Annotated in this window: 24 protein-coding genes; 8 read left to right on the top strand and 16 right to left on the bottom strand. The window is 70.3% G+C overall.

All coding sequences use genetic code 11. From position 1 onward, the window contains the following. Positions 1-79: 79 nt before the first annotated feature. On the bottom strand, positions 80-457 hold the full coding sequence (locus ACI3EY_RS02295) for a hypothetical protein (RefSeq protein WP_405039269.1): 378 nt from the start codon (positions 455-457) through the stop codon (positions 80-82). Between the two features lie 264 nt (positions 458-721). Here ACI3EY_RS02295 and ACI3EY_RS02290 point away from each other — a divergent pair, with 264 nt between their 5' ends. Continuing rightward, positions 722-1,231: a putative immunity protein gene (locus ACI3EY_RS02290; RefSeq protein WP_405039268.1), complete on the top strand. Its 510-nt coding sequence runs from the start codon at positions 722-724 to the stop codon at positions 1,229-1,231. A gap of 25 nt (positions 1,232-1,256) precedes the next feature. On the opposite strand, the gene ACI3EY_RS02285 is transcribed toward ACI3EY_RS02290, so the two are convergent. From ACI3EY_RS02285 to ACI3EY_RS02260, 6 genes are all read right to left on the bottom strand, one after another. Beyond that, positions 1,257-1,889 (bottom strand): alpha/beta hydrolase, encoded by a 633-nt coding sequence (locus tag ACI3EY_RS02285; protein ID WP_405039267.1) that lies wholly within the window; start codon positions 1,887-1,889, stop codon positions 1,257-1,259. A 41-nt stretch (positions 1,890-1,930) separates the two neighbouring features. Continuing rightward, on the bottom strand, positions 1,931-2,716 hold the full coding sequence (gene bla, locus ACI3EY_RS02280; protein ID WP_405039266.1) for a class A beta-lactamase: 786 nt from the start codon (positions 2,714-2,716) through the stop codon (positions 1,931-1,933). A 401-nt stretch (positions 2,717-3,117) separates the two neighbouring features. Then, positions 3,118-3,681 (bottom strand): dihydrofolate reductase family protein, encoded by a 564-nt coding sequence (locus ACI3EY_RS02275; protein ID WP_405039265.1) that lies wholly within the window; start codon positions 3,679-3,681, stop codon positions 3,118-3,120. Between the two features lie 4 nt (positions 3,682-3,685). Beyond that, positions 3,686-4,042 carry an iron chaperone gene (locus ACI3EY_RS02270; protein WP_405039264.1) on the bottom strand — a complete coding sequence of 119 codons (357 nt, stop codon included), beginning with the start codon at positions 4,040-4,042 and terminating at the stop codon, positions 3,686-3,688. Positions 4,043-4,106: 64 nt separating this feature from the next. Further along, on the bottom strand, positions 4,107-4,682 hold the full coding sequence (locus ACI3EY_RS02265; RefSeq protein WP_405039263.1) for a class I SAM-dependent methyltransferase: 576 nt from the start codon (positions 4,680-4,682) through the stop codon (positions 4,107-4,109). A 17-nt stretch (positions 4,683-4,699) separates the two neighbouring features. After that, complete coding sequence (locus ACI3EY_RS02260) at positions 4,700-5,902, bottom strand: DUF418 domain-containing protein (RefSeq protein ID WP_405039262.1); 1,203 nt, start codon at positions 5,900-5,902, stop codon at positions 4,700-4,702. A 107-nt stretch (positions 5,903-6,009) separates the two neighbouring features. On the opposite strand from ACI3EY_RS02260, the gene ACI3EY_RS02255 reads away from it, so the two are divergent. Next, positions 6,010-7,050 carry a BUD32 family EKC/KEOPS complex subunit gene (locus tag ACI3EY_RS02255; RefSeq protein WP_405039261.1) on the top strand — a complete coding sequence of 347 codons (1,041 nt, stop codon included), beginning with the start codon at positions 6,010-6,012 and terminating at the stop codon, positions 7,048-7,050. A 25-nt stretch (positions 7,051-7,075) separates the two neighbouring features. Here the strand turns inward: ACI3EY_RS02255 and ACI3EY_RS02250 are convergent, their stop codons facing one another. Then, positions 7,076-7,594 (bottom strand): GNAT family N-acetyltransferase, encoded by a 519-nt coding sequence (locus ACI3EY_RS02250; RefSeq protein WP_405039260.1) that lies wholly within the window; start codon positions 7,592-7,594, stop codon positions 7,076-7,078. A 115-nt stretch (positions 7,595-7,709) separates the two neighbouring features. On the opposite strand from ACI3EY_RS02250, the gene ACI3EY_RS02245 reads away from it, so the two are divergent. From ACI3EY_RS02245 to ACI3EY_RS02235, 3 genes are all read left to right on the top strand, one after another. Then, positions 7,710-8,441, top strand: coding sequence for a class I SAM-dependent methyltransferase (locus ACI3EY_RS02245; RefSeq protein WP_405039259.1), 732 nt, complete (start codon positions 7,710-7,712; stop codon positions 8,439-8,441). 115 nt (positions 8,442-8,556) lie between these two features. Then, positions 8,557-9,141: a dihydrofolate reductase family protein gene (locus ACI3EY_RS02240; RefSeq protein WP_405039258.1), complete on the top strand. Its 585-nt coding sequence runs from the start codon at positions 8,557-8,559 to the stop codon at positions 9,139-9,141. A 47-nt stretch (positions 9,142-9,188) separates the two neighbouring features. Beyond that, positions 9,189-9,761, top strand: a complete 573-nt coding sequence (locus ACI3EY_RS02235; RefSeq protein WP_405039257.1) for a P-loop nucleotide/nucleoside kinase family protein — start codon at positions 9,189-9,191, stop codon at positions 9,759-9,761. A 17-nt stretch (positions 9,762-9,778) separates the two neighbouring features. Here the strand turns inward: ACI3EY_RS02235 and ACI3EY_RS02230 are convergent, their stop codons facing one another. Further along, positions 9,779-10,213 (bottom strand): DUF6653 family protein, encoded by a 435-nt coding sequence (locus ACI3EY_RS02230; RefSeq protein WP_405039256.1) that lies wholly within the window; start codon positions 10,211-10,213, stop codon positions 9,779-9,781. A 32-nt stretch (positions 10,214-10,245) separates the two neighbouring features. Then, positions 10,246-10,824: a DUF1349 domain-containing protein gene (locus tag ACI3EY_RS02225; RefSeq protein WP_405039255.1), complete on the bottom strand. Its 579-nt coding sequence runs from the start codon at positions 10,822-10,824 to the stop codon at positions 10,246-10,248. A 92-nt stretch (positions 10,825-10,916) separates the two neighbouring features. Between ACI3EY_RS02225 and ACI3EY_RS02220 the strand changes: the two genes are divergently transcribed. After that, positions 10,917-11,321, top strand: a complete 405-nt coding sequence (locus tag ACI3EY_RS02220) for a GNAT family N-acetyltransferase (RefSeq protein ID WP_405039254.1) — start codon at positions 10,917-10,919, stop codon at positions 11,319-11,321. Positions 11,322-11,453: 132 nt separating this feature from the next. On the opposite strand, the gene ACI3EY_RS02215 is transcribed toward ACI3EY_RS02220, so the two are convergent. The 6 genes from ACI3EY_RS02215 to ACI3EY_RS02190 form a co-directional block, all read right to left on the bottom strand. Next, on the bottom strand, positions 11,454-11,771 hold the full coding sequence (locus ACI3EY_RS02215; protein WP_405039253.1) for a hypothetical protein: 318 nt from the start codon (positions 11,769-11,771) through the stop codon (positions 11,454-11,456). A gap of 144 nt (positions 11,772-11,915) precedes the next feature. Beyond that, positions 11,916-12,440, bottom strand: a complete 525-nt coding sequence (locus ACI3EY_RS02210) for a hypothetical protein (RefSeq protein ID WP_405039252.1) — start codon at positions 12,438-12,440, stop codon at positions 11,916-11,918. Between the two features lie 46 nt (positions 12,441-12,486). Then, positions 12,487-12,690 (bottom strand): helix-turn-helix transcriptional regulator, encoded by a 204-nt coding sequence (locus ACI3EY_RS02205; protein WP_405039251.1) that lies wholly within the window; start codon positions 12,688-12,690, stop codon positions 12,487-12,489. Further along, entirely contained in the window at positions 12,683-13,084 is a 402-nt protein-coding gene (locus ACI3EY_RS02200) for a hypothetical protein (RefSeq protein WP_405039250.1), read from the bottom strand. The genes ACI3EY_RS02205 and ACI3EY_RS02200 overlap by 8 nt, the downstream gene beginning before the upstream one ends. 60 nt (positions 13,085-13,144) lie before the next feature. Then, positions 13,145-13,366 (bottom strand): helix-turn-helix domain-containing protein, encoded by a 222-nt coding sequence (locus tag ACI3EY_RS02195; RefSeq protein WP_405038649.1) that lies wholly within the window; start codon positions 13,364-13,366, stop codon positions 13,145-13,147. Continuing rightward, positions 13,353-13,979: a DUF2975 domain-containing protein gene (locus tag ACI3EY_RS02190; RefSeq protein ID WP_405039249.1), complete on the bottom strand. Its 627-nt coding sequence runs from the start codon at positions 13,977-13,979 to the stop codon at positions 13,353-13,355. The genes ACI3EY_RS02195 and ACI3EY_RS02190 overlap by 14 nt, the downstream gene beginning before the upstream one ends. Before the next feature lie 114 nt (positions 13,980-14,093). Here ACI3EY_RS02190 and ACI3EY_RS02185 point away from each other — a divergent pair, with 114 nt between their 5' ends. Together ACI3EY_RS02185 and ACI3EY_RS02180 are read left to right on the top strand one after the other, a co-directional pair. Further along, on the top strand, positions 14,094-14,993 hold the full coding sequence (locus ACI3EY_RS02185; RefSeq protein ID WP_405039248.1) for a macrolide 2'-phosphotransferase: 900 nt from the start codon (positions 14,094-14,096) through the stop codon (positions 14,991-14,993). A 211-nt stretch (positions 14,994-15,204) separates the two neighbouring features. Next, positions 15,205-16,224 carry a cell wall-binding repeat-containing protein gene (locus ACI3EY_RS02180; protein ID WP_405039247.1) on the top strand — a complete coding sequence of 340 codons (1,020 nt, stop codon included), beginning with the start codon at positions 15,205-15,207 and terminating at the stop codon, positions 16,222-16,224. The last annotated feature ends 29 nt before the right edge of the window (positions 16,225-16,253 follow it).

Raw genomic sequence — 16,253 nt, 5'->3', positions numbered from 1 at the left:
CGTCACCGTAGTAACTGCCCGGCCGCGCCGCCTGCCGGACCGGTCGGCGGTCGGCGTGCCTCGCTCCGACCGGGGTGATTCACGAATCTGGAGTGGGGCTGAGCTCACGCGCTTCTGCCTCGCGCGGTTCGGCAACGGCGAGCAGGTCGACCTGCAGCTGCACGACAGAGGGTCCGGCCGGGAAGCCGTGTGGCCGAATGGCACCGTTGTGGGCGTACAGGTCGATGCTGTGCTCCGGTAGACGCCACCACCAGCGAGGTCCGTGGCTTTCGGCGTCGTCGGTGGCCTTCTGGGGTGTGCCATGGAGGTCCGTGAACGTCCGAGCGAGATCAGCGGCCGCTCGCCGCACGTCCTCCCAGTCGTGCTCGTCCCACAGGAACCAGGACACGTCCGCGAACTGGTCACGGTAGGTGCCCCACCCGGTCCGCGCCGTTCCCCATACCGGCATCGAGGCCATGTGCCAGGACCGTGCATCGCCCCGTGCCGGCGACTCGTCTGCCGTGTCTGTCGCGATGCCCATGGATCGCAACCACGGGAGTGCATCGTCGAGGCCTTGGGGCCAGGGCGATCGGACGATGCGGGTGAGCTGGGACGCGACTTCCTGCGGAGACGGCCTCATGACGAGAACCCTAGTGAGACGAGCAGGTGTCCGCATCGGCCGAACGCGCCGGTCTGCCGCGTCGGGCGCCGCGCCGGGCCGGGCCGGTGTCAGGGTGGGTCGGTGATCCTTCCCGAGGTACGTGACCCCCGGCTGATCACGGTCAGGCGCGGCGGCCTCCTCACCGAGGAGGACCACACGCTCTTGGCTCTCTGGGCCGCTGACTGCGCCAGCCATGTGCTGCACCTCTTCGAGCAGCAGGTCCCCGCCGATCACCGCCCCCGCGACGCGATCCTTGCTGCGCGTGCCTGGGCCGCAGGAGACCTCGGCATGATGCAGGCCCGAGCGGTCGGTGGTCATGCCATGGGTGCTGCCAGGGCGTTGAAGGGAACTGCCAGGTTCGCCGCGTATGCCGCTGGACAGGCAGCCTGTGTGGGGCACGTCCCCGAGCACGATCTGGGCGCCGCCGCCTACGCGATCAAGGCCGCGCAGGCTGCACGAACCCACGACCCCGGTGCTCGCCTCGCCGAGCGGGACTGGCAGCGGGCACGGGTCCCCGAGCACCTGTCTGCCCTGATGATCGAGGACCAGGCCCGGCGGAACGACATCTGCTGGTCCGTGTTCGACGACTGACCCAGGCGCACGCGTCGGCCGCCGGTCACGGGATGTTCGCGGGTCCCGACGCCGAGAGGGCCTCCAGCCAGCGGCGAGCGATGCGGCCATCCTCGGCGGTGATGGCGTGCCCGGTGGGAAGTTCGTGATGGGTCACCTGCGCACCGGACCGGCGCAGTTGATGCGCCAGGTGGCGGCCGTCACCCGGGGACCTGCGCTCGTCATGGAGACCGTCGAGGATCAGCACCGGAAGACCCGCGAGCCCTGACCCGGTGTGGTCGACGAACGGCATCAGGGGCCTCAGCAGGACCGCCGCCCGCAGCAGGTCGGGGTGCGTCATCGCCAGCGCCGCAGCCATGATCGCCCCGTTGGAGAAGCCGACCGCCAACGGCCGCTGCGCGAGGTGGTGCGCAGCGCATGTCTGGTGGATCTGCGCCGCGAGCGCCGGCAGGCGGCTCCGGAGGTCATCCTCATCGATCCGCCGGTCGGCGAACCTGCGGAAGAAGCCATACCCCCCGTCCATCACCACCGTGCCGCGCAGACCCATCCTGGTCGCCCCCGGCATGAGGTCGCCGGCAAGCGGCAGAAGGTCCGTCTCGTTGCCGTCCGAACCGTGCAGGAGGATCAGCGGGGGCGCGGCGGCGTCGGTGCCGCCGACGAAGGCGTGAGGCGGCCTCACGGCAGCCACCCCGTCGACGCAGGGCGGATCCCCTTCGTGGTTCATGACCCCAAGACGTCCAAGGCCACCCGGGTGGCCTCGGCGATGAGCGTCGCGTCTGAGTCGGCGTCCTCGTGGCCCTTGTCGCTGAGGACCGCGAGAACGATGGGGGGGCGACCGGGAGGGGTGATGACGGCGATGTCGTTGCGTGTGCCGTACCCGCCGCTGCCGGTCTTGTCCCCGACCGACCAACCCTCCGGCACGCCGGCGCGGATGAGCTCGTCACCGGTCGTGCTGCCCTGCAGCCAGCCGTTGAGCATCTGCCGGTCCGCTGCGTCGAGGGTGTCGTCGACGGCGAAGGCCTGCAGGCTGGCAGCCAGGGCCCGTGGCGTGCTGGTGTCCCGATCATCCCCAGGCACCGCTTCGTTGAGGGCGGTCTCGGTCCGGACCGGGAGGGTCACGTCGTCACCCACCGCTTCAAGGGCGTCGGCCAGGGCCGGGGGCCCACCGAGGTCCTCCAGCAGCAGGTTGGCAGCGGTGTTGTCGCTGAACCGGACGGCTGCGTCGGCGAGCTCCCGACGAGTCATGCCGTCTCCCACACGGTCCTCGGTGATCGGCGAGTACGTCACGAGATCGGACGAGGTGAAGCGGATGACCTCGTCGAGCTCGTCGTCCGTCGTGCTGGCCAGCACCGCACCGGCCAGCAGCGCCTTGACGGTCGAGGCGTAGGCGAACCGTTCGTCAGCGCGGTGCTCCACCCTGCGTCCTGATCCGGTGTCCACGGCGACAACACCCAGGCGGGCATCGAAGGAGGCCTCCAGGTCCGCGAAAGCCGCGGCGTCCGTCACAAGCTCACCCGGGGCCCCGGAGGTCGTCTCGGCACTGGGGCCACCATCCTGCTCGGTAACACTGTCGGAGGTACCAGACGGCTGTGCCGCCGTGGACGGCTCCGGTGCAGCGTCGCTGGTGGGCACGTCTGCTTCGCGCGTAGAGACGTCCGTGTCCCCGGGAGACGCACAGCCTGCACTTCCCAACATCAGGAGCGTGGCGGTGACAGCCGATCCGAGGGTTCTGGACCGTCGTGCGCAGGTGGTCATCGCTCGGACCTTAACAACGGCGAGTCGACAGAAGCCATGCGTGGCTCGGGACACCCTGGCGGAGCCATGACGGGACTGTCGTTCGCCACCCAGAGGCGTCCCGCTTACCCGGTATGCCTGCTGGGCCGTTCGCGCCGTTCCCGGACGAGCGCTCAGCGCCGGGTCTCGTACCTCGTCAGGACGATGCCGCCGGAGAAGGTCCTGGTCTCCACCAGGCTCAGGTCCACCCAGCTGTCCAGGACCGTGAAGAACGGTGTGCCGCCACCCACCAGGACCGGCGCGGTGGCCAGGACGTACTCGTCGATCAGTCCTGCCCGCATGGCAGCCGCGGCGAGCGTGGCGCCGCCGATGTCCATGGGGCCGCCGTCGCCGGCCTTCAGCCGGGCGATCTCGGTGACCGCGTCGCCGGTGACCAGGCGGGTGTTCCCGTCGACCGCGATGGCCGTCGAGGAGAACACCACCTTCGGCATGGCCCGCCACCGCCGGGCGTACTCGATCTGCGCCGGTGTGGCACCAGGCTGCTGGTCGGCCGTGGGCCAGTGGGAGCTCATCGTGTCCCACAGCTTCCGGCCGTACAACGCCAGGTCAGTCGCACTCACCCGGTCCGACCACCACTGGAACAGCTCGTCGCTGGGCACGCTCCAGCCGAGGTCACCCCCCGGCGCGGCGATGTAGCCGTCCAGGCTCACGTTCATGCCGAAGATCAGTCTCCGCACGGCGTCAGGCCCCGATGCCCCTGCGCGCCGTCCACGCCAGCCGTTCGACGAGGTCGTCCGGGATGGGTGTGCGCTCCGAGAAGGTGATGCCGGTCTTCGTCGCCTTCAGGCCGGCCGCAGCAATCTCGTCCGCGTGCTCGGAGAGGGCAGCCGGTAGGAGGTACAGCCCGCACTGCTTGCTGAACGCCGCGTAGCTGGCGACGACGGAGCCGCCGATCCTGAACCCCGGCATGCCGTAGGCCACGATCTCCTCCGCCTCCGGCAGTGCGCCCGCCAGGGTCGCGCGCAGGCGGGTCAACGCGGGCTGGAAGGACTCCGGCGCCGCGGCGATGTAGGCGTCGTGGTCGGCTGGCGTCGTCATGGTCGGCTCCCCTGCCGCTCGTCGGGCTGCTGCTTCATCCTGCCACTGCGGCGGGTGGGCGCGCTCAGACGCGGTATGCCTTCGCCAGGTAGCGCTCGTCGGTGATGTCCTTGCCCCAGTAGTCGGGCCGGCTCAGGGGGATGACCTGCACCTCCGTGGATACCGTGAGCAGGAGTTGCTCGGTCTGCGCCGCCGTCAGGCCGACGTCGGTGGACCAGCGTCCTTCGACCAGCACCGCCGCCCCGCCGGGTTTCAGCAGGTCGAACCAGCGGGCGAGCGCGGCCGCAGGATCCTCCATCGCCCACAGCACGTGACGGCACAGCACCGCGTAGTACTGGCCGGCGTCCAGCGGAGGCGTCACCGCGTCCGCGGTGACGAACCGTGCTTCCGGCACCTTGGTCCGGGCACGCGCGACCATCTCGGGCGAGAAGTCCACGCCGTCGACGGCATACCCCTCGTCCACCAGGAGCCGGGCGAGCGTGCCGGTGCCGCACCCGAGATCAGCCACCCGGGCGGGCGCCGTCGGCAGGACGGACAGCAGCAGGTCTCGCCAGGCCGACCGGACCTCGGGCGACGCCAGGCCGTGGTCGGGCTCGTCGTCGAAGGTCGCTGCCTCCTGGTCCCAGGCATCTCGGTTCATCCGCCCGAGGCTACTGCTCAACGCTCCGCGCGGTAGGTCAGTCTGCGCAGCGCCACCTCGGCCGGCCCCCGCAGCCCGCGCCGCTCCATCACCGCCGCGACGACGACGGTCCCAGCCCAGACGGCCACAGCGACCAGCAGGACCGACCAGCTCGAGAGCTGCGCGCCCAGGCCAAGACCCCACGCGGCCAGCACCGGTCCCCAGACCAGGGACTGGGCGAGGTAGCCGCTCAGGGAGCGTCGTCCGAGCGCCGAGACCCACCGCACGGGGCTCGACGCGGTCAGCGACCGGCCCGAGAGGCGATGAGCGAGGAGCCCGAACGCGGCGGCATACCCCACCCCGGTGAACGTCCCCGCGAAGAAGTGCAGCGACGTCAACGCGGACTCCGAGCCGATGTCGCTGACCCCGACGTGGCGCACCGCCAGCACCGCGCCACTGGCCCAACCGACGCCGATGCCCCAGATCGCCAAGCGGCGCAGCAGGACCAGGTGCCGGCCCGGTTCGTCCAGGATGCGGTGGCGCGCCGCGAGCAGCCCCATCAGGAAGGCCGCCGGAAGGGCGAGGCCGAAGAGTCCGCCCACGAGACCCGTGATCCACACGGGCATCCGTTCCGCCAAGGAGGCCAGGTAGTCCGGCTCCGCGATGCTGAGGCGCTGCTGGTCGGCCGGGACCACGGCGTCCTGGTCCGGCACGAGGCTGGAGAGCGCCACTGTCAGCACCGAGGAGGCGGCGGCCAGCGAGAGCAGGACCGCGGTCCACACCGTGAGGGTGCGGTCGGACCGGGTGAAGAAGAGCGGGACCATCAGCAGGCCGATCAGCCCGTAGACGCCGATGATGTCGCCCTGCCACAGGAGTGCGGCGTGGACCGCCCCGAAGGCGATCATCCACAGGTGGCGTCGCCGCAGCAGGCGCCGCACGGCACCGGGGTCGGCACCCTTGGCGACCTGACGGGCATACATCTGACCGATGCCGTAGGCGAACAGGAAGCCGAACATCGTGTAGACGCGAGCGTCGACGACGACGAGGGTGAAGGCCTGCGCGATCTTGTCGGCGACGTTCCCCTCCGTCGGGTGCACGCCGACGCGTCCGGCGGGGGCCGTGTAGAGGAAGTAGGGGACGTGCGCGATCGCGATGAGCAGCAGCATCATCCCCCGCGCCAGGTCGGGCGCGAGCGCGCGTTCGGTGACGGGGGTCGACCGGGGTGAGGTGCGGGTATGCACGATCCCCTCCTTCGCTTATCGAGCAGTACAGTGTGTCGGAACGTTAACACACTGTACTAGCACGGTGTGCTAAAGGATCGGCGGCGGTTCGAGGGAAGAATGGTCAGATGCTCAGCAGCCGAAGGGTCCGGCACGACGTGGTGTCCGCCTCCCTCGCGGCGCGGGACGACGAGCAGCTGGCTGCGCTCGTGGACGCGGCAGCCACTCGCGGCGTCGGTGCCGGCGTCGGGGTCGGGGGCGGCGCCTCGGTGCTGGACGTCGACGGTATGCCGGTGTTCGCGAAGCGCATCCCGATCACCGAGCGAGAGCTCGCCCACCCGCTCAGCACCGCCGACCTGTTCGACCTGCCGCTGTTCTGCCGGTACGGCCTGCACCGCGTCGCCGTTCCCGGTGTCAGCGCATGGCGCGAGCTGGCCGCGAACCAGATGGTCACCGAGGCAGTGCTGGAGGGAGAGTCGGAGTCGTTCGCGATGCTGCACCACTGGCGGGTGCTCCCGGGGCGATCACCCGTCGCGCCGGAGCACCAGGACATCGATGCGGTCGTCGCCCATCTCAGAGGTGACGTGTCGGTGCGGAACCGCCTGGAGGAGATGGCCAGGGCGACCAGCAGCCTCGTGCTCTTCCTCGAGCACGTCCCCGACCCCCTGCTCGACCGGCTGGACACCACCGAGGAGGGCATCGAAAGGGTGGAGCAGCAGCTCTTCGCGGTGGTGGACGCCCTCCGCCACCGGCAGCTGCTGCACCTGGACGGCCACTTCGCCAACCTGCGAGCCGACGACGACCGGATCTACCTCGTCGACTTCGGCCTGGCCACCTCGCCCCGGTTCGCCCTGTCCGAGGCCGAGTGTGACTTCGTGAAGCGCCACCTCGACCACGACGCCGACTACGCGGCGATGCGGCTGGTCAACTGGCTGGTCACCACCGCCTGCGGGATCCCGAGCCCGACCACCGGCGGCCCCACCGAGCGCAACGCCTACGTCCGTCGCTGCGCGGAGGGCCACATCCCGGCGGGCCTGTCACCGGCGACGGCGAGCATCCTTGCCCGGTACGCCCCCGCTGCGGCCCGGATGAACGACTTCCACTGGCGCCTGGTCGACGGGGACGTCCAGGCGCAGTACCCCGGGCGACCGCATCGTCCACCGGGGTAGGCATGCCGCACCTGCGACGGCCCGCTCAGTCCGTCGCGAGCACACCGAACACGAGTGAGTCACGGCGAGCGCCGCGGACCAGCTGATGCCCCCGCAGCAGGCCCTCGCGACGCAGCCCCGCCTTCTCCAGGACCCGGACGGAGCCGACGTTGTCGGGGCTGCAGGTGGCGGAGATGCGCTCCAGGCGCAGGTGGTCGACACCGAGGCGCAGCAGCCCCCGGGCCACCAGCGTCGCGTAGCCGCGCCCCCAGAACGGCCGGCCCAGGGCATACCCCATCTCGCCGCAACGGTCGGGCACGCTCGTCGTCCACACCGACGCGGTGCCGATCACCTGGCCCTCCCGCAGGACGGCCAGCAGCCACGCACCCTGCTGCGGCACGAGTGCGTCATGCAGGAACCGCCGGGTGTCGTCCATCGTGTTCGGCCCCCAGGTGGTGTGCCGGCATACCTCGGGGTCGGAGGCGAAGGCGTGGACGTCGTCGACGTCGGCCTCCAGGAACTGCCCCAGCTGCACCGGCCCCAGGTCCACGACGACGTCCCTCACCAGGCCAGCCTGCCATCGCCGAGGTCGGATCCGAGCCCGGGCAGCCTCCGACCGGCCCGGCGGGAAGCAGGAAAACCGGTTGGTGACGGCCGATGACGTGCCTAGGGTCGCCGCCATGCGCGTCAACGAGTTCGACCACCCGTTCATCGCCTCGTCCTATGACGAGGTCGAAGGGTCTCGCGAGGACCTGGACCTGTACGTATCCGTCGCCGGTGAGCTGGGAGCGCGCTCCGTCCTCGACATCGGCTGCGGGACAGGGGTCTTGGCGGTGCGCCTCGCCGGGGACGGGTATGCCGTGACCGGGGTCGACCCTGCGGGCGCGATGCTGGAGGTGGCCCGGGACAAGCCCGGCGCCGACACGGTGCGCTGGGTGCACGGCACGGCCCTCGACGTGCCGGTGGCCGCCGAGGACGATCGTGTCGACCTGGCGGTGATGACCGGCAACGTCGCGCAGGTCTTCCTCACCGACAGCGACTGGCTGGCCACCCTGCGTGCCGTGCACACCTGCCTCACTCCCGGCGGGCACCTCGTCTTCGAGACCCGCATCCCGGAGCGTCGCGCCTGGGAGGACTGGGCGCAGTGGGGTGAGTCGACCCGGCAGATCGCCGGCGTGGGCGAGGTGAGGGACTCCTTCGAGGTCGTCGACGTGGACCTGCCCTTCGTCAGCTTCCGGTCCGATAACCGGCTGCCGGACGGCAGCATCGTGACCGCCGAGTCGACCCTGGTCTTCCGGTCGTTGGACGCGATCACGCAGACGCTGGCGGCGGCAGGGTTCGAGTTGGTCGAGGCACGGGACGCGCCGGACCGCCCGGGTCGGGAGTGGGTCGTGATCGCCCGGCGTCTCTGACCAGACGCGTGTGATCGTCGGAGGCGGAGGACCGGTGTCCTGACCGATGAGTTCTTCCGTGACTGCCGGTCTGTCCTGGCGTGAACACGGAATCCCGCGTCCTGGCGAAGCCCCTGTGAGCGCCCTCTACACCTGGGACGTCTTCTCCACCCTCGACGGCTACGGCTCCTTCGTCCCGGGCGCGGACTGGGGCGGCTACTGGAGCAAGCAGGGGCCTGAGCTCCTGGAGCACCGCGCCCAGCAGTTCGCCGTCGACCAGCGGATGGTGTTCGGCGCCACCACGTTCCGGGAGAACGTGCAGATCCTGGGCCTCGGTGTGGATCACGAGGCCATCGACCCGTGGACGGTCGCCATGATGAACCATCCGGCGACGGTGGTGTCGTCCACCCTCGGGGACACTCTGGGCTGGCCGGACGCGACGATCGTGTCCGGGGACGCGGTGAGCATCGTCGCCTCTCTCAAGGAGAAGTCGCCGGTGCCGCTGCGTTCCCAGGCCAGCCTGACGTTGAACTGGGCGCTGATGGCCGCCGGCCTCGTCGACCGCCTGCAGGTGACGGTCTTCCCGGTCATCACCGGTCGGACGGGCACGAGCCCGATCTTCGCCGGACTGGGCGACGTGGACCTGGAGCTGCTCGAGAGCCGGACCTTCGATGGGCGCAGCCACGAGTTCGTGTACCGCCCGACCCCGCGCACGGGCTGAGGTCGTATGCCCGTGCTCGTCGGCGGCTGCCCTGGTTGGATGGAGCGATGCCCGAGGACGCGCGACCGCTCCCGTCACCGCATCGTCCGTGGCTGATGGTCCTGGCCGGTCGGCCGGGGACGGGCAAGACCACGCTGGCGAAAGCCGTCGCCGCCGCGACGGGCGCCTGCTACCTGCGGGTCGATGCCGTCGAGACTGCGCTGTCGCGGGTCCGTGACGACGTGACGGTCGAGGGCTACGTCGTGGTGCACGAGCTCGCCGCCTCCAATCTGATGCTCGGCTCCGACGTCGTCGTGGATGCCGTCAACCCGGTGCCCGAGGCCCGCTCCGGATGGGCTCCCACCGCTGACAGGGCGGACGCCCTTCTCGTGGTCATCGAGACGACCCTGACCGACGAGGAGGAGCACCGTCGCCGGGTCGAGAACCGGACCCCCGACATACCCGACCACCGGGTCCCGACCTGGCACGACGTCCAGCGGGACGGCTGGATCCCCTGGGACGTCGACCGGGACGGACCCCGGACGCTCGTCGATACGGCCCACGCCTCAGCGGCCTTCGACCAGGCCATGGCCCTGGTCCCCGACAGCTCATCGGACGCGCGGGCCGAGGAGAGTCGCTGACCCCGAAGGGATGATCGTCAGGTGGCTCTCCCCTGCGCTTCGCGCGTGAACCGGTCTGCCCACAGCTTCCACTCCCAGAGCGTGAGCGCCGTGAAGACCGCGGTAGCGGTGAGCGCCCCGCCCTTGCGGTGCTGATGGGCGGCGACCATGGCGCCCGCCAGCGACGCACTGGCTGCTGCGCTCAGGGCCAGGACCGTCGGCTCGGACAGGGGGTCTTGCGTCCAGGACTTCTCACCGAGGATGGCCCGGGTCGCGAACGATGACATGTCGCGGGCCGGTGGCGTCATCACCGGGTTGACCATGAACCAGGCCCCGATGGGCAGGTACCACCACCAGCGTCTGGTCCACAGGGGCACCAGCAGCAGCGGTGCGCTCAGGAGCCTTGACCATGCGCTGAGCGGGTGGGCGTGACGCTGGAACAGGCGGGCGTAGGCGTGATCCGCGGTGACCATGGGCTCAGCCTGGCACCCGGGTCGCCTGCGCGTCAGGAGTCGGTGTGCAGTGCGCTGTCGGCGTCTCCGACGCGCCACGAGGTGAAGTGCACCGTGAGGCCGGGCCGGGAAGGTGCGCAGCAGAACGGGCCCGCCTGAACGGTGGCGCCGGCGTCGAGCGGTGCGACCCGGACCAGTCGCCACGCTTCGTCGTCGGCCCGCGCACGCACCGTCAGCGCGTCGCCGCTCCGGCTGGCACGGATGGTGACGAGGCGTCCGGCCCAGTCGGGCACCGGAGCCAGCGACCAGTCGGAGACGTCCCGCGTGACGACGGCGCCGAGACTCTCCGTGCCGTCGCTGAGCTCGACACCGGCCTTGGTCCAGGTGGCGGCGTCGACACGGACGAAGACGCCGGCCTGGTCGAACTGATGGGTGAAGTCGAGACGGAACTGCACCTCCACCGCCGTGCCCTGCTCGAACGGGGCGAGGAGGGCGTGCTCGGTGTCATGGACGAACCCGTAGGACGTCGTGCGCCATGCGTCGCTTCCCTCCCTCGCGGTGACGTGTATGCCGTCGTCCGCCAACGCGACGTGGGCGGGTTCGGTCGTCCACGATCCGGTGGTCCAGTCCATGACGTTCACGGTGGTGCTCCTGTTCGGGATGTGCGGCCAGGTGGAGCGATGCTCGAGGCGGGGCATACCGAGTCGCGTGGTGTCATTCGATCATGGACGACATCGAGTACGGGCTGCGGACAGAGGTCGCGGACGAGGAGATCGATACTCTGCATGCCGCGGCGTTCGGACACGAGACCATCGCGGTTCCGTGGTCGAGGAGGATGCGCGACCACAGCTTGTTCTGGGTCACGGCCCGGCGGCACGGGAATCTGGTCGGCTTCGTGAACGTCATCGGTGACGGAGGTGCACATGCTGTCCTGCTGGACCTGTGTGTGGACCCCGTGTCGCAGGGCCGGGGAATCGGGCAGCGCCTGGTCCGCACGGCCGCCGACGAATCCGCAAGACGCGGCTGCCAGTGGCTGCACGCCGACTACGAATCTCCGCTGAGGACTTTCTACGAGGATCGCTGCGGGCTGCGGCCGTCACCGGCGGGACTGCTCCGCCTGTCGACGTGACGATGTGCGGTACGAGGGGGTGGCACGAACGGCCGGCCTTTCGGAAGACGGCTCAGGCAACCCACCCACAGGTTGGTGCAACTCGGCTCAGGACTGAACCACGCGCCCGGACGCCCGGCTCGGACGACCCCCTCAGCGCCGGTCGAACACCGCCACCGTGGTGGCGACGAAGGCCACGAGCCACAGGGGAAGGAGCAGGAGCACGATCAGGTCAGTTCCCGAGCCTGCCAATGTCGAGCCCGCCAGCTCCAGCTCGGACAACCGCGCGGACGTCGCATGGGTCGCCAGGGCCACGGTGCTGAACACCAGCAACGGTGCTCCCCAGCCGAAGCGCCCCGGGCGGGGCACCGCGCTCAGGGCGAGGGCCAAGGCACCGCCAAGGAAGAGTCCGGCAGCGACGGCCTTCGACCCCGACCACGAGTCCAGCGCGAACCAGACCAAGGCCAGCACGGTGACGACTGCATAGACGTGCCCAGAACGCACCGTTCATTCCTCCCGCCACACGGAAACCGCCACTGTCGGTTCATACCCGACTGCGGTGTACAGAAGCATGGTGTCATTCACCCGCAGCATTCGCGGCGCAGGGCGCGATCGTCAGGAGCGTTCCGGCAGCACGAACGCGAATCGCTGATCCGAGGGATAGACGTATGTGTCGTCGCAGCGATAACCGCGCAACCACACCACGCCGTCGACGACGCGGAGGTAGAAGCCCTTCGGATATTCGTCGTTCTCGCTGAGCGGCTCCGCCGCGACGTGCAGTGCCCCAGCCGGTGCGCGGCCCGCGGACAGGACGGAGTCGGGAGCGTTCGACTGCTCCGTCAGCGCCAGCCTCAGGTACGGCCCCGCCGTCACGGGGCAGAGCTCGAGGCCCTGGGTCCTGGCCGCCGAGAAGACCTGCTCCAGGGACCCGCCCGCCGACAGGCCGAGGTCCTCCACGCTGCGGTCGACGATCCGAAGCGTCGCGGGCACCACCTCGTCGAAGGCCGGGAGCTCGAGCAGCGTCTCGGCGTGCTCGTTGAGCTGGACGCCGTGTTCCCGGAGGGCGGCGACGAGGTCGGACCGCGACAGCCCGCCCACCTGCGCGACGACACCGCCGGTCCCTGCTGCTGCGCTGCTCATGACGGCCAGTGTCCCATCGGTCGTCCATTCCCCACCGCAGCCCGCATCACGCCTTGAGGTCGAAGACCTGCTCGACCTGCCGGTCGAAGAGCTGGGCGATACGCAGGGCGAGCGGCAGGCTCGGGTCGAACTTGCCGGTCTCGATGGCGTTCACGGTCTGTCGGGAGACCCCCAGCTCCTGCGCGAGCTGGCCCTGGCTCCAGCCGTGCTCCGCCCGCAGCTGGCGCACGGTGTTGACGGTCTCAGCCACGCATCCGCCTGAGTGCGACGGCATACCGGAGCCAGAACGCGGTAACGATCGCCGCCAGCAGCAGCACCGCCCAGAGCATCGGCAGCGCGCCGGGCGCGACGGTGAGCGCGAGCATCACCAGGGCGGACAGCAGCAACGCGTCGCCGAACGCGGCGCTGCGAGCGGACACCGCCGCCTGGAACTCGACGCTGTCGGGCGAGTCCTCGTGACGGTTCGCGCGGCGACGACGCGCGGTGATGTTTACCGCCAGCCCCAACGGCGCGATCACCAGCAACGCGCTCGACACCTCGCCGGCTATCCGCGCGGTCCCCTCGCTCACTCCGAGGACAACACTGAAGCTCACGCCGACGAGCATGCAGGTGATTGCGACCGCCCACACCATTCTGGTACTCATCTGTCAAGTGTGCTTGACATACCCAGGGGACGTCAACCACCTCGGAACGCTCAGTGGAGGTCACTGCTCCAGGTCGAGGAGGTCCCCGGGGCGACATCCCAGCGCCTCGCAGACGAGGGTGAGAGTACTGAACCGCACCGCCTTCGCCTTGCCGGTCTTGAGGATGGACAGGTTGGCCATGGTGATCCCGGTGACCCTGGAGAGCTCAGTCATGGTCATCGCACGGGCCGCCAGGAGCTCGCCGAGGCGGCACTCGATCCGATGACCCTCAGACGAGCCCATCCGTCTCCTGACGCAGGCGCGACCCGTGACCGAACGCCGACGCCAGGACCGCCGCGACCACGGCGCCGACCAGCAGTCCCGCGACCGTGTCGAAGGGGACACCGGAGGTATGCACGCCGACCTCACCCCAGGGGCTCGGCGCCGCACTGGCCCACCGGTTCACCTGGGCCGCCGTCGCGACCCACATGCCCGGCACCAGCACCGCAGCCGCTCCACACGCCCACGCCGCGACACGGAGAGCGGCCGCGACCCCGGGCACGAACGGCTCGCCGGCGGACACCTGTCGCGACACCCGCGCCGCTGCCCCCAGCACCGCGGACCATGCGAGGAAGATGGCGACCGTACCGATCCAGGCGGCGAGGCGGGCACCGAGAGGGAGATCTGCAAGGCGGACGGCGTCGGCGACGGACGGGTCGGAGCGCACCGCGTCGATCCCGGCCAAGGTGGACGGAGAGGCGTGGCCGAGCCCTGTCAGGATGACGACGCCGAGAAAGAAGCCCCACGCGAGCGCCATTCCCTGCAGGACGTTCAGGGCCCGGGCGCCGGCGAGAGTGATACCTGCCCCCGTCGTCGCGATCCGCCCGGGGGACGTCGAGGTGTTCTCCAGTGGCATGTGAGTGCGTCCCTTCCGCCGGACGTTATCGACATCGATAAGGATCGACCGACACTAGCAGCGCTGGGCGAAAAGTGCTGGCCGCTGCACGTCGCCTGGTGAGAGCGTGCCGGTATGAGCACCATCGACACCGTCCTGACCCTGGCGGCGGCCCACGGCCTCGAGCTGCGCGCCGAGGGCGCGACCCTGAGCGAGGCGGGGCTGGACTACCGCGTCGTGATGGCCGAGGCCGCTACCGGCGAACGCTGGGTACTGCGCGTCCCTCGTCGCACCGACGTGTCCGAGGGCATGGCGGCGGAGGCCCGGGTCCTGGACCTGGTCGGCCCGGCCCTGGCGTCCGACCGGGTCGCCGTCCCGGACTGGCGGGTGCGTGCACCGGACCTGATCGCCTACCCCGCCCTGCCCGGCGCACCCGGGCTGACGCTGACCCCGGACGGGGAACCCGTCTGGCACATGGACCCGGCCGACCCGGGGTATGCCGAGCGTCTCGGCCGCCTGCTGGCGCGTCTGCACTCCATCACCGCGGACCAGGCAGCGACCGCCGGAGTGGAGGTGCGCACGCCGACGCAGGTCCGCGACTCCTGGGCGTCGGACATCCGGCGCGTCCGTGAGGAGTTCACCGTCGCGACCGCCCTGTCCGAGTCCTGGCAGGCCTGGCTCGACGACGACTCCTGCTGGCCCGAGCGGACGGTGATGACCCACGGGGAGATCTACCCCGCACACGTCCTGCTCGACGAGGACGGCACGATCACCGGGGTCCTGGACTGGACCACCGCCCGGGTCGACGACCCCGCCCGCGACCTGGCCGCACAGTACGGGGCGGCCGGCGAGGACATGCTGCAGGCGAGCATCGATGCCTACGCGCAGGCCGGTGGGCACGTACACCCCGGGCTGGGCGCCCAGGCCCAGCACCTCTGGGACGCCTCACCGATCGGCTATGCGCTGTATGCGCTCACCACGCGGGCGGAGACGGATCTCACCGCGGCGGCCGCAATGGTGAATCCCGGAAACTGAGTCACTCCATCCGTGACCGGATTGATATCAGACAGTGACTCTCGGGGGGACACTGAACGGCCTCTCATTCGCTAATCTCCTCGGTGGGCCGACCGGCCGCATACCTGGATGAAGAATCCCGAGCTGACATCGCAGTCAGCGGGCGAGGAAAGGCCGACGCGTGCGCGTACTACTCCGAAGAGTTGTGTCCGCCCTGTCCATCATGACGGTGGTGACGTTCCCGACCGCGCTCTCCGCCGCGGGCGACGAGGACACGCCGGTCCACGTCGACCGGCTCTCCGGCACCAACCGCTACGAGACCGCAGCGCTCATCAGCGAGCAGTTCCCCGACGGCGTGGACACCGTCTACCTGGCCAACGGCGAGAACTGGGCGCAGGGGGCGGACGCCGTGGTCGCGGGGGCCGCCGCCGGCAGCGGGACGGTCCCCCCGCTCATCACCGACCCGTCGGGCAACCCGGCACCCATGCTGCTGACCCGGGCGACCGGCCTCCCGGGGCCCACGCTGAGAGCGCTCGCCGAGCTCCAGCCCACGAGCGTCATCATCCTGGGTGGCCCCGCGGTCGTCCTCCCTATCGTTGACGAGCAGCTCCTGGCTGCTGACATCGTCCCGATCAGGCTGTTCGGCAAGAACAGGTACGGCACCGCGGCCCTGCTCGCGACCACCTTCGCCCCAGGATTCGAGACGGTCTACATCGCCACCGGGCAGCCGACGATCCCCAAGTACCCACACCCGCCGATGATGCCGGATGCGCTGACCGCCTCAGCTCGTGCTGGCGCGGAAGGAGCTCCGGTGCTGCTGACCAGGCAAGGAAGCCTTCCCGGGGAGACCCGTGCAGCGCTGGAGCTCATGGACCCACCGAGCATCACGATCGTCGGCGGAATCGGATCCGTCTCCGACCAGGTGGCGCACGAACTCAGCCAGTTCGCGCCGGTGACCCGTATCAGCGGAAACACCCGCTACGCCACCGCCGCCGCCCTGTCCGGGTCCGCCCCGCCCGGAGGACCGAGGGCGTACCTGGCCTCCGGTGAGTACTTCGCCGACTCCCTGTCCGTCTCGGCGCTGGCCGCGTCGGAGGGCGCACCGCTCCTGCTATCCCGGTATGCCGATCTCCCCGGCCCCACCGCCCAGGCTCTGACTTCTCTCGACCCCCACGCGGTCCGGCTCATCGGTGGCACCTTCATGCTGGAGGACCAGCTCATCGGCAGGATCCGTGACCTCCTGACCCCGTGACCCCGAAGCTGCGCCGGTGCCTGTCGTCA

It is taken from the genome of Serinicoccus shuyuelongi (assembly GCF_045032955.1).
Classification (GTDB): Bacteria; Actinomycetota; Actinomycetes; order Actinomycetales; family Dermatophilaceae; genus Ornithinicoccus.
This window is presented reverse-complemented; position numbering and strand designations above follow the sequence as displayed.